The organism is Methylobacterium hispanicum (assembly GCF_022179285.1).
Lineage (GTDB): Bacteria > Pseudomonadota > Alphaproteobacteria > Rhizobiales > Beijerinckiaceae > Methylobacterium > Methylobacterium hispanicum.
In genome coordinates, this window is the sequence record NZ_BPQO01000017.1 from 135,140 (window position 1) to 145,663 (window position 10,524).

At 73.8% G+C, this 10,524-nt stretch carries 12 protein-coding genes; 4 read left to right on the forward strand and 8 right to left on the reverse strand.

Annotated elements, in window-relative coordinates; all coding sequences use genetic code 11:
- Positions 1 to 39: 39 nt before the first annotated feature.
- The 3 genes from MFF56_RS19280 to MFF56_RS19290 form a co-directional block, all read right to left on the reverse strand.
- Positions 40 to 642 carry a hypothetical protein gene (locus MFF56_RS19280; protein WP_066920406.1) on the reverse strand — a complete coding sequence of 201 codons (603 nt, stop codon included), beginning with the start codon at positions 640 to 642 and terminating at the stop codon, positions 40 to 42.
- 75 nt (positions 643 to 717) lie between these two features.
- Complete coding sequence (locus MFF56_RS19285; RefSeq protein WP_066920408.1) at positions 718 to 1,581, reverse strand: universal stress protein; 864 nt, start codon at positions 1,579 to 1,581, stop codon at positions 718 to 720.
- Between the two features lie 37 nt (positions 1,582 to 1,618).
- Positions 1,619 to 2,752 (reverse strand): acyltransferase family protein, encoded by a 1,134-nt coding sequence (locus tag MFF56_RS19290; protein ID WP_066920410.1) that lies wholly within the window; start codon positions 2,750 to 2,752, stop codon positions 1,619 to 1,621.
- Positions 2,753 to 2,927: 175 nt separating this feature from the next.
- Here MFF56_RS19290 and MFF56_RS19295 point away from each other — a divergent pair, with 175 nt between their 5' ends.
- A complete protein-coding gene (locus MFF56_RS19295) occupies positions 2,928 to 3,626 on the forward strand; it encodes a DUF4142 domain-containing protein (RefSeq protein ID WP_066920412.1) in 699 nt (232 codons plus the stop codon).
- A 173-nt stretch (positions 3,627 to 3,799) separates the two neighbouring features.
- Here the strand turns inward: MFF56_RS19295 and MFF56_RS19300 are convergent, their stop codons facing one another.
- The 3 genes from MFF56_RS19300 to MFF56_RS19310 are packed head-to-tail and all read right to left on the reverse strand — an operon-like array spanning position 3,800 to position 5,808.
- On the reverse strand, positions 3,800 to 4,465 hold the full coding sequence (locus tag MFF56_RS19300) for a carbonic anhydrase (RefSeq protein ID WP_238230599.1): 666 nt from the start codon (positions 4,463 to 4,465) through the stop codon (positions 3,800 to 3,802).
- 59 nt (positions 4,466 to 4,524) lie between these two features.
- Complete coding sequence (locus tag MFF56_RS19305; RefSeq protein WP_066923654.1) at positions 4,525 to 5,031, reverse strand: NUDIX hydrolase; 507 nt, start codon at positions 5,029 to 5,031, stop codon at positions 4,525 to 4,527.
- A 9-nt stretch (positions 5,032 to 5,040) separates the two neighbouring features.
- Entirely contained in the window at positions 5,041 to 5,808 is a 768-nt protein-coding gene (locus MFF56_RS19310; RefSeq protein WP_066923653.1) for a DUF429 domain-containing protein, read from the reverse strand.
- 76 nt (positions 5,809 to 5,884) lie between these two features.
- Here MFF56_RS19310 and MFF56_RS19315 point away from each other — a divergent pair, with 76 nt between their 5' ends.
- Both MFF56_RS19315 and dut read left to right on the forward strand, forming a co-directional pair.
- Positions 5,885 to 6,769, forward strand: coding sequence for an HpcH/HpaI aldolase/citrate lyase family protein (locus MFF56_RS19315; RefSeq protein WP_066923651.1), 885 nt, complete (start codon positions 5,885 to 5,887; stop codon positions 6,767 to 6,769).
- Complete coding sequence (dut, locus tag MFF56_RS19320) at positions 6,766 to 7,260, forward strand: dUTP diphosphatase (protein WP_066923650.1); 495 nt, start codon at positions 6,766 to 6,768, stop codon at positions 7,258 to 7,260. Before MFF56_RS19315 ends, dut begins: the two co-directional genes overlap by 4 nt.
- Before the next feature lie 6 nt (positions 7,261 to 7,266).
- On the opposite strand, the gene MFF56_RS19325 is transcribed toward dut, so the two are convergent.
- The gene (locus MFF56_RS19325; RefSeq protein ID WP_066923648.1) at positions 7,267 to 9,129 is read right to left on the reverse strand and encodes a glycoside hydrolase family 15 protein; all 1,863 of its coding nucleotides are present in this window, start codon (positions 9,127 to 9,129) and stop codon (positions 7,267 to 7,269) included.
- Positions 9,130 to 9,410: 281 nt separating this feature from the next.
- Here MFF56_RS19325 and MFF56_RS19330 point away from each other — a divergent pair, with 281 nt between their 5' ends.
- Positions 9,411 to 9,554 (forward strand): hypothetical protein, encoded by a 144-nt coding sequence (locus MFF56_RS19330; protein ID WP_197430619.1) that lies wholly within the window; start codon positions 9,411 to 9,413, stop codon positions 9,552 to 9,554.
- On the opposite strand, the gene MFF56_RS19335 is transcribed toward MFF56_RS19330, so the two are convergent.
- The gene (locus tag MFF56_RS19335) at positions 9,535 to 10,248 is read right to left on the reverse strand and encodes a gamma-glutamylcyclotransferase (RefSeq protein WP_238230601.1); all 714 of its coding nucleotides are present in this window, start codon (positions 10,246 to 10,248) and stop codon (positions 9,535 to 9,537) included. The genes MFF56_RS19330 and MFF56_RS19335 overlap by 20 nt on opposite strands.
- Between the last annotated feature and the right edge of the window lie 276 nt (positions 10,249 to 10,524).

Below are 10,524 nucleotides of genomic sequence, written 5' to 3' on the forward strand. Positions count from 1 at the left end.
GCGAGCCCCGCCCGGCATCCCGGGCCGGCGCGCCGGCGCCTAGAGCGCCGGCCGCGCGCGTTGGCGACCGACGACGATCGTGTCCGCGTTCAGGAGGCCGCTCCCGTCGGTGCGGGCGAAGACGACCACGTGGGCGCCGGGCACGAGAAGCGCCTTCTCACCGGGCCCGATCTGGGTCGTCGGCGTGTTTGCGGACAAGTCGAACTGCGTATCCCCCTCGGGATTGTGCAGGCGGACCCTGACCGGATCGCGCCCGTCGCGCGTGACGACCCAGCCGGCCGTGAGGGTCGCGCCGGGCTTCGTGTCCCAGGGCTGGCGGCCGGCCTCGAAGCCGCGCTCCGACGGGGAGTAGATGACGACGCCCTCCACCGGCTCGCCGGGGGCCGAGAGGACGCTGAGATAGCTCTCGGGCTTGATGTCGCGCACGACGCTCGCGTTGGCGATCAGCATGCGCGTCTTCGGGTTCATGTAGGCGGTGATCGTCCCACCGCCGTAGGGCCGCATCACCAGCGTGTCGTTGGTGCGCATCTCCACGGTGCCGCGCAGGCGGGCGAGGGGGTTGTCCGCCATGACCGAGCCCGCCAGGGCGGGCGAGAGGGCAGCGAGAAGGCCGGCGCAGAGGCCGGCGAGACGGTGTCGCATCGAGTCAGGCGCTCCCGGTGGCGCTGCCGCAACGTGCCTGTCCGGCGCCGGTTCCCGCCGGCTTCGCCGCGCACCTCAATGCGCCATCAGCACCGGCAGGTCGGCATGGGCCAGGAGATGGCTGGTCGGGCCGCCGAAGATCATCTGGCGCAGGCGGCTCTGGGTGTAGGCGCCCTTGATGAGCAGGTCGCAGCCGTAATCCCTGGCCTCGGCCAGGAAGGTCTCGCCGGGCGTGCGCCGCCCGGCCGCAAGCGCCCTGTGGTCGGCAGCGATCCCCTCGCAGGCGAGCGCCCGGGCAAGGTCCTCGGCGCTCGGTCCCGGCACGGTGCCGCCCTCGACGCTGAGGACGCGGACGCGCTCGGCCCTGTGCAGGAACGGCATCGCGAAGGCCACCGCCCGGGCGGTCTCGGTCGAGCCGTTCCAGGCGATCAGGATCGCCCGGCCGAGCTCCGTCGGCGCGGTCGGCGGCGCGAGCAGGATCGGGCGACCGCCCTCGAAGAGCGCGGTCTCGAAGGTCGCCATGCTGGGGGAGGTGTCCTGGGAGCCCGGCCGCCCGACGACCGTCATCGAGAACAGGCGGGCGTACTGGCCCAGGAAGCCGTCGCCGGCCGGCACGTCCTGGCGCCAGCGGTAGCGGGGCCCGGCGCCGGCCACGTTCTCGGGCACGCAGAGACCGTCGCGGGCGTGGCGGGGGATGCCGGCCCGGTCCATGAAGGCGACGAAGCGCCCGCCCGCCTCCTCGGCCTCGGCCCGGTCGGCCTCCTCGTCGCGCAGCCAGGTCATGCCGCCGACCATGTCGACGGGCACGTACTCGGCGAGCGCCGGGCGCAGCGACACGCCCTCGATCAGGCTGCCGAAGCGCTGCGCCACGAGGCGCGTCGTCTCGAAGACGGAGGGCAGCGCGTCGTGCAGCGCCACGGGTACGAGCAGGGTCTTCATGGCCGGGTCCTCAAGCCTGCGGCGTTCGGGCCGGAGGCTAGTGCGGTTCCGGCCCGCGGAAAACAGAGGTCCCGCGACCGCGCACAAGGTTTGGGATCCGGCCCGCCCCGCCGGGCGCCGGGTCGAGGCGGGCGCGGAGCGCGCGGGTCGCCGGGCGCTCGACGAGACGGTAGGTCAGGACCGCCGCCGCGACGCTCAAGGCGATCATCAGCGCGCCCACGCCCCAGGCGCCGAGCGGCGCGGCCGGCCCGGCGCGCGCCACGCCCTCCCGGACCGCCCGCAGGCAGAAGGGATGGACGAGGTAGAGCGCGTAGGACGCGTCGCCGAGCCGGGAGAGCGGGCCGATCCAGGCCGGATCCCAAACCTTGTGCGCGGGGCGGGGGTCCCCGAGAGCGAAGGCGGCGACGAGACAGGCCGCGGGAAGTCCGGCCAGGAGCGGGCGCGCGAACCCCGCGACCTCGCCGCCGCCGACGAGGGCGAGCCCGCAGATGCCGGCCGCCGCGAGCGCGAGCCGCGCCGGCGGGGCGAGCCGGAGCCCCGCCTCCCATATGAGGGCGACGGCGGCGCCGAACAGGAATTCGAGCACGATCGGATCCGACCAGAACCGGAGCGCCGCCGCCGCCGGTTCCGCCAGCCGACCGTACAGCACGAGCCCCGCCAAGGCGGCGCCGGTCCAGGCGACCGCGGCGCGCCGTCCGCGCCCCAGGCAGAGCGCGAAGAGGGCGTAGAACAGCATCTCGTAGTTCAGCGTCCAGCCGAGCCCGTAGAGGGGCTGCAGGCTGCCGTCCGGGCGGGCCGCCGGCCAGAACAGGAACGAGGCGGCGAGATAGGCGGGGTCCCCCGCCGCGGCCCCGGCATCGCCGAGGCCGCGCGGCAGGACGAGCGCCACGGCGAGGTAGGCGAGGGTGACGAGCCAGTAGAGCGGCACCACTCGGGCGACCCGGTGCGCGAGGAAGCGGCGCCTTCCGCCGGGACCCTCGTAGGCCGGCCCGGTGGCGTGGACGATGATGAAGCCGGAGATCGCGAAGAACACGTCCACGCCCGCCCACAAGGGCAGCTGCGCGAGCGCGTCCGCACCGAGGCCGAGCGCCGCCAACTCGTGCCGCAGGTGGTGCAGGACGACCATCAGGGCCGCGGCTCCGCGCAGGACCTGTATCCCGTGAAGTCTCATCTCAATCCCCGCACGACCCACCGGAACAAGATGAAAATCCTCCGCGCGAGCCAGGAACAAAGCCGCAGAACCTCCGTTCTAGGCGAGAAGCGAAGCCGTCATTCCGGACGGCTCCAGACCGCGCCGCCGTATGCAGGCCGGTCACCGCCCAGTTTGTCTTTATTCGAGGTTTGCGATGTTCAAGACGTATGCTGCCGCCACCGCGCTCATGGTCGCGGTCTCCGCCCCCGCAATGGCGCAGGGCATGATGGACTACCGCGTCCAGGCCATGCAGGCGAACGCCTTCGAGATCCAGGCTGGCCAGATGGCGCTGGCCAAGTCCCGTAACCCGCAGGTCCGCGCCTACGCCAAGGAGGCGGTCCGCGATCACCGCGCCGCCAACAACGCCCTCATGGGCGGCGACATGAACGGCCCGATGGCCGGCCCGGGCGGCCTGATCGGCGCGCCCCTGGCGGTCGCGGGCGGCGCGGTCGGCGCGGCCACGGGCGCGGCGGCCGGCGTGGTCGGCGGCACCCTCCAGGGCGGTCCGGTGGGCGGCCTCGAGGGCCTCGGCAGCGGCGCGGCCCGCGGTGCTGCGGTCGGCAGCCGCGTCGGCGGCATGGACGTCGACACCACGGCCGGCACGATGGTGCAGCCGAGCCCCGAGCAGCAGGCGATGCTGGCCGAGCTCTCCGCCACCCCGGCCGGCCCGCGCTTCGATCGTCTCTACGTCAGCCAGCAGCTGCGGTCGCATCAGATGGCCATCGGCATGACGCAGGCCTACGCCTCCTCGGGCCCGAACCCGGCGCTGCGCGCCTACGCCCAGCAGGCGCTTCCGGTCTACCAGCACCACTATCAGGAGGCCCAGCGTCTCCCGGGCGCCCGCTCGATGTAATGATACGGCGCCCCGGCCTCCGGGCCGGGGATCGCTTCGGACTGCGCGAGAGCGGCGGGCGGCAGCGCCCGCCGCTCTTCGTTTGCGCCGCCGGAGTTTGCGCAGCCGGGTCGCCCGTGATGCGTGAGAGACGTGGCCCGCCCCCCCGGCTCGGAGGAGGCGGGCCCGGTGCTTCAGTTGCAGCTCATCATCGCGGCGGGGCGAATCGCCTGCCCGCTCGCATCGGCGGCGGGCGTGAAATCGCCGGTCTCGGGATCGCGGACCAGCAGCTGGCCCGAGGCCACGCCGAAATGCGCGCCGTGGAGCTGGACCTTGCCCGCATCGACCCGCTCCTTGATGAACGGGAAGGTCAGCAGGTTCTCGATGCTCTGGCTCACCATCGCGTGCTCCAGGCGGGTGAGATAGTCGGGGGCCGAGGAATCGCCCGCCTTCGCCTCGGCGGGGGCCACCAGCGAGACCCACTTGCCGATGAAGTTGCCGGGCGAGAGCGGCTCGGCCTTGTTGGCGAAGGCCTTGATGCCGCCGCAGGTGGCGTGGCCCAGCACGACGATGTGCTTCACCTCCAGCGCCTGCACGGCGAACTCGATGGCCGCCGAGGTGCCGTGGTACTCGCCGCCGGTCTCGTAGATCGGCACGATGTTGGCGACGTTGCGGATGACGAAGAGCTCGCCCGGGCCGGCGTCGAAGATCGCCTCGGGCGCCACGCGGCTGTCGCAGCAGCTGATCACCAGCACCTCGGGGGCCTGGCTCGTGGCGAGCTGCTTGAAGCGGCGGCTCTCCTGCGGAAAGCGATCCGAGAGGAAGGACCGGTAACCCGCGGTCAGGGCTTCGGGGAACATGGTGTCTCCTGCGTACGGAAGGATCGGCCGGGTCGGCATGCGCCGCGGGACCTGCCGGCTCAGGCATCCCGCCATGACAGAACGACGGGATCGTCAGGAATCATCCCAGAAGCCACCCGGCGCGCCAAGTCTGCAAGTCCGGCCGGTTCGATGTGTTCCTCGGTCGCGCACAATTCACTGACGCTCCACCAGCGCGTGCCGAGGACCGGATTGTCCTCCGTCTCGGCGAGGCGACTGGTATCGACCGCCGCGTCGGGCAGTCGGACGAGGAAGTAGCGCTCGCGCGCGTCCCGCCCCTGCTGGAAGAGGCGGAACGGCCCGTCGCAGGCGGCGATCTGCGGCCCGATCTCGGTCTCGCGGCCGATCTCCTCGACGAGTTCGCGCCGACAGGCCTCGAGGTGGCTCTCGCCCGCCTCCAGCCCACCGCCGGGCATGAACCAGAAGACCTTCGGCGTCCCGTCCGGGTTGCGGGCATGCACCGACTGGTAGGCGATGAGAAGCAGCCGGTCGTCGGGATCGAAGACCAGGGCGCGGGCGATGTGGCGGATCGGCAGGGTATCGCTCATGGGGTCTCCTTAGCAGGATCGGGCCGGGCGCTCATCGGAAGTGCGCCGAGCCGGCGCCCAGATCACGACGGGCAGGCCGTGCGCGTCGTGCTCGAACGGGTCCGGCAGCGGGCGGGCGCGCCCCGTCAGGATGTCGCGCGCGACGACGAGCCCCGCCAGGGCGTCGAGGTGGTCGTCCGGGCCGACGCCGCGGGGCGGCTCCCGGACCAGCGCCTCCGGCAGCCCCGCCGCCAGCAGAAGGTCTCGGCGCGCCGCGAGCCCCGCCCGGCGCTCCGCTCCCTTCTTGCCCGCTTCGAGCGGGAGGCCGCCGTTGAGGCAGCGGAAGGCGATCTCGGGATGGACCTCGTGAAGGCGCGCGCGCAGGTCCGGACGCGCGCGCAGCAATGCGTCGACCGCGCGGATGGCGGGCGCGATGTTCCAGCACTGGATCGAGGGCGCGCGGGGCGGATCGCTGTCGCGGCGGGAGAGGGCCTTGGCGCTCTCGTAGTCGGGTGCGTAGACCGCGGCGCGCGGCGGCACCGGGAAGACGCTGGCGCAACCGCGGGCCCCGAGCAGCGCGCGGGCGGCCCGGTCGGCGGAGCGCCCGCCGCCGAGGCTGCGCTCGGGGAGACCGATCGGGATGTCGATGCCGACGCGGAGCGGCGCCTCGGGCCCGTCGAGCACCTCCGCGACGGTGGCGAAGAGGCCGGCGCGGTGGCGCGCCGGGTCGTCGAGGTCGAGCAGCACGCCCGCCCAGGCGCCGCGACAGCCGTCGAGCCCCGCGATCCAGCGCGCCAAGCTGTCCCTCCCGCCTTGTCTCGGTCCCGCCGTAGCGGTATCGGCCGGACGATTCCAGAGCGCTCGGGGACCCGCCATGACCGAGATCCGCCCGCGCCGCAGCGTCCTCTCCATGCCGGGTTCGAACGCCCGCGCCCTGGAGAAGGCCGGCGGCCTGCCCTGCGACGTCGTGCTGATCGATCTCGAGGACGCGGTCGCGCCCGAGGCCAAGGGCGAGGCCCGTGCCCGGGTCGCCGCCGCGGTCTCGGAGAGGCGCTTCGGCCCGCGCGAGGTGGTGGTGCGGATCAACCCGCTCGACGGCGATCACGGCGAGGACGACCTCGCGGCGCTCGCGCCCGCCGTCCCGGACGGGATCCTGGTGCCGAAGGTGACCGGCCCGGAGGCGCTGGTCGTGGTCGGCTCGCGCCTGCGCCGCCTGAAGGCGCAGCCCGGCATCCGGATCTGGGCGATGATCGAGAGCCCGCTCGCGATCCTCAACCTCGCCGACATCGCGAGCGCGGCCCGCGACGTGGACGTGCGGCTCGCCGGCCTCGTGGTGGGCCCGAACGACCTCGCCAAGGCGGCGCGGATGCGCCTCGCGCCGGGACGCGCCGCGCTGATGCCCTGGCTGATGGGCGTGATCGCGGCCGCCCGCGCCTACGAGATCGACGCGATCGACGGCATCTACAACGCCTTCACGGACGCGGAGGGCTTCGCGGCCGAGTGTGCCCAGGGGCGCGCGCTCGGCTTCGACGGCAAGATGCTGGTCCATCCGGACCAGATCGCGGCGGCCAACGCGGCCTTCGGCCCCGCCCCGGAGGAGATCGCGGAGGCCGAGGCGCTGATCGCCGCCTTCGCCGCGCCGGAGAACCGGGGCCGCGGGGCGATCGCCTTCCGGGGCCGCATGGTCGAGCGCCTGCACGCCGAGGAGGCGCGCCGGGTGCTGACCCTCTCCGAGGCGATCACCCGGCAGGGCGCATGAGCCCGGGGGCGGATGGGGGCGCGGACCTGCCGGAGGTCGGCATCCGCCTCCTCGACCCGCGGCTCCCCGGCTGGGGCTTCCCGCACTGGGGCTCGGCGGGGGCGGCCGGGCTCGACCTCTTCGCCTGCCTCGATGCGCCCCTCCTGCTCGCGCCGCAGGCGCGGCCCGCGCTGGTCCCGGCGGGCTTCAGCGTGCGGATCCGCGATCCCGGCTGGTGCGGCCTGGTCCTGCCGCGCTCCGGCCGCGGCCACCGCGACGGGCTGGTGATGGGCAACGGCACCGGCGTGATCGACGCTGACTACGAGGGCCCGCTCCTGATCTCGGCCTGGAACCGGAATCCGGACGGCGCGCCGGTCCGGATCGAGCCCGGCGAGCGCATCGCCCAGATGGTGTTCACCCGGGTCGCGCGGCCGCGCCTCACGGTGGAGACGGACGACGCCCGGCCGGGCTCGGCCCGCGGCGGCGGCGGCTTCGGGTCGAGCGGGCGCTGAGGCCCCTCACTCGGCCGCCCGCCGCGGCGGCTCCTCCTCGTCCGGCAGGCCGTAGCGGTCGATGCAGGACTGGAGGCGCAGCGCGGCGTTGATCAGCGCCATGTGGGAGAAGCCCTGCAGCGTGTTGCCCCGCTGCTCGCCGCTCGCCGCGTCGATCTCCTCCGCGAAGAGCCCGACATCGTTGCCGCGCGCGATCAGCCGCTCGAAGGCCGCGGTCGCCTCGCGGGTGCGGCCGGCGAGGGCGAGGCAGCCGACGCGCCAGAAGGCGCAAGCGGTGAAGGTCGCCTCGTCCCCGTCCAGGCCGTCCTCCATGCGGTAGCGGTAGATCAGGTCGCCGTCGCCGAGTTCGTCCTCGATCGCGGCGAGCGTCGAGAGCGTGCGCGGATCCTGCGGATCGATCGCGCCGAACAGCACCGCGCGCAGCACCGCCGCGTCGAGGTGCTCGGAATCGTAGGCCCCCACGAAGGCGCCCTTGCGGGGATTCCAGCAGCGGTCGAGGTACTCGGCCTTCAGCGCGTCCGCCTCCCGCTCCCAGGCCTCGATCGTCCCGGGCGCCACGCCCCGGATGTTGCGGCCGATGCGGGCGGCGTCCTTGAGGGCCACCCAGATCATCGCCTTGGTGTGGAGCTGCTGGCGCGGGGCGGTGCGCAGCTCCCAGATGCCGTGGTCGGCGACATCCCGCGCGGCGAGCGCCCGGCGCGTGAGGTTGTCGAGCACCTCCGGCAGCCGGTCGTTGACCTTCTCGGGGGGATCGTAGCGCACCGCCTCGAGGAACACGCAGAGCGCGCGGACGAGCTCGCCGTAGATGTCGTGCTGGTCCTGGTGCTCGGCGGCGTTGCCGATCAGCGCCGGGCCGACGCCGCGCCAGCCGGAGAGATGGGTCAGCGCCTCCTCCGGCGGCATCGGCCCGTTGATGCCGTAGAGGAGGCGGGTGTGCCGGCCGAAGCTGCCGTCGGCCTCGCGCAGGAAGCGCAGGAATTCCGAGGCCTCGCGCACGTAGCCGAGCATCACGAAGGCGGTGACCGTGAAGGTGGCGTCGCGCATCCAGGTGAAGCGGTAGTCGTAGTTGCGGTTGCCCGGCACCGCCTCCGGCAGGCCGGCGGTCGCCGCCGCGATGATCGCGCCGGTCGGCGAGTAGGTCAGCAGCTTCAGGCAGAGCGCCGAGCGCAGCACCGCGTCGCGGTAGGGCCCCTGGTAGGTGCAGCGCGCGCTCCAGCGCCGCCAGTAATCGACCGTGGCCTCGGCCCGCATCCGCGCGCCCGCGAAGTCGTCGACGCCTGCGCTCTCGTCGTCCTCGCCGTGGGTGAGGACGAGGTAGGTGCTCTCGCCCGCCTCGAGCGCGAAGCGGCTCACCGCCGCGTCGTCCTCGACCCGCGGATCGTGCCCGGCGCTCACCCGCACCCGCTGCTCGCCCGCCTCGAACAGCACCCAGTGCGCCTCCTGCACGGGCTCGCAGGCGCGGCGGGCGTAGTCGAAGGTCGGCCGCACCCGGAAGGCGCCGGAGACCCGGCCGGAGACGCAGGTGAGGAGACGCAGCAGACGGCTCTCGCCCTCGCCGTCCGGGCCCTCGTCGGGCTCGGTCGCGGGCGGGTTGACCGGCATCACGTCGAGGAGCACCGCCCGGCCGGTCGCGGTCTCGAAGGTGGTCTCCAGCACGTTCGTCTCGGGCAGGTAGCGCCGCGCGGTGCGCTCCACACCCTCGAACACGATCGAGCAGGAGCCGCCCCGCTCCTCATCGAGGATCTTCAGGAAGAGGGCCGGCGAGTCGTGCCGGGGCCAGCACAGCCAGTCGATCGAGCCGTCGCGGGCGACGAGCGCGTTCGCGTGGGTGTCGCCGATGATGGCGTAGTCGCTGATGGGCTTCGACACGGCGCTCGCTGGGATCGGGGAGGACGCGTCGGGAGCTAGGGGCCGGCCCGGACCGATCGACCCCGTCCGGCGATATGCCACACGGCCGCAACGCTTCGTTGACCCTGTCGGCGGGCAGGCCGGGGCCGAGCCCGGCCCGTGTGCGCCAGCGCAGGTCCGCCGCCCGCCGAGGCGCCTAAACAGCCGTGCTTGAGACAGCGCCGCCTCGCCCGCGACCGGGCCCGGCGCTGCCGCGGGCTGGGCCGGGAGCCGGCCGCCCGGGATGCGGGATCACAGGACCCATGCGGACCAAGGTTGTGCTGGCGCTGACGCTGTTCGTCCTGCTGACGACCGGCAAGACGCCGGGTTTCCGCGAGTTGCGCAACCCCGATGCCGAGCACCACGGGGGCCGGGCGGCGGTCGCGCTCAAGCGGGACCGGCTGTGAGGGCGATCTGCGCGCGCAGCCGCTCGGCGACGAGCCTCTGCAGCGACCACAGGTGCCGGTCGCGGATGCCGAGCGCGGCGCAGGCCTCGACCGTGCGGTAGAGGTACTCGGCGCTGGGGCCGAGATTGCCGCAGGCCGCCGCGATGCGGTCGGCGATCTCCGCGTCGGCGAGACGGCCGCTGTAGCGGTCGCTTGCCCGGTTCACCAGGAAGGTGAGGGCCGGGACCGTGCCGCCATCCGTCACGACCGGCAGCCAGCGGGCGACGTAGCCCATGCCCCGCATCTCCCGCCGCCAGACCGGCATCAGCGTCTCGTGCACGTCGGTGCCCGCGAGCCGGAAGGCGACGCCGCGGCAGAGCCCGCCCCGGTCGAGCGCCAGCACGAAGCCCGGCCGGTCGGGCGTGCCGCGGAAACGGCGCTGGAGCAGGCAGAAGCGGCGGTGGAAGCCCCGCACCGTGCCGAGCCTGCGCTCGTCGTAGGCGAATTCCGGCCGCCACATCAGCGAGCCGTAGGCGAAGACCCAGAGGTCGTTCCCGCCGGTGCGGTCGGCGACGACGGCCTCCAGGCCGGGGCGCAGCTCCTCGTCGGTGAGCAGCTTCAGGGCCGTCTCGTCGTCCGGGACGGGCACGGCGTGGGCACGGGCGATCAGGTCGAGGTTGAGATCGAGGTCGGCGGGGGCGGCGGCAGATGGCATGGGCGGAGCGGAGCATTCGGCGGGCCGCGTGGCAACCCGTGCGTGCGCGTTCGGCTCCGCGCGTCACCGACGCCGGAGGCATGGCCGAGAGGGAGACGCGGGACGCCGCGGAACCCTTGAGGATGAGCGTACGGATACCGGTTCCCCGGCGTCCCGCGGGTCGGCGGGGCGTGGCGCTCCCTCCGGCCCGGTGTCGCGTCGCGGCTTCTCCACCTGCCTCGACCCCGATCGTGGATGTCCGAGTACACGGGTTGGCTCCCGCGATCCCGGCCTCTG

Bases quoted from the DNA above. Each gene is read 5' to 3' on its own strand.
- MFF56_RS19280 (WP_066920406.1), bottom strand. From the start codon at position 642: ATGCGACACCGTCTCGCCGGCCTCTGCGCCGGCCTTCTCGCTGCCCTC.
- MFF56_RS19285 (WP_066920408.1), bottom strand. From the start codon at position 1,581: ATGAAGACCCTGCTCGTACCCGTGGCGCTGCACGACGCGCTGCCCTCC.
- MFF56_RS19290 (WP_066920410.1), bottom strand. From the start codon at position 2,752: ATGAGACTTCACGGGATACAGGTCCTGCGCGGAGCCGCGGCCCTGATG.
- MFF56_RS19295 (WP_066920412.1), top strand. From the start codon at position 2,928: ATGTTCAAGACGTATGCTGCCGCCACCGCGCTCATGGTCGCGGTCTCC.
- MFF56_RS19300 (WP_238230599.1), bottom strand. From the start codon at position 4,465: ATGTTCCCCGAAGCCCTGACCGCGGGTTACCGGTCCTTCCTCTCGGAT.
- MFF56_RS19305 (WP_066923654.1), bottom strand. From the start codon at position 5,031: ATGAGCGATACCCTGCCGATCCGCCACATCGCCCGCGCCCTGGTCTTC.
- MFF56_RS19315 (WP_066923651.1), top strand. From the start codon at position 5,885: ATGACCGAGATCCGCCCGCGCCGCAGCGTCCTCTCCATGCCGGGTTCG.
- dut (WP_066923650.1), top strand. From the start codon at position 6,766: ATGAGCCCGGGGGCGGATGGGGGCGCGGACCTGCCGGAGGTCGGCATC.
- MFF56_RS19330 (WP_197430619.1), top strand. From the start codon at position 9,411: ATGCGGACCAAGGTTGTGCTGGCGCTGACGCTGTTCGTCCTGCTGACG.
- MFF56_RS19335 (WP_238230601.1), bottom strand. From the start codon at position 10,248: ATGCCATCTGCCGCCGCCCCCGCCGACCTCGATCTCAACCTCGACCTG.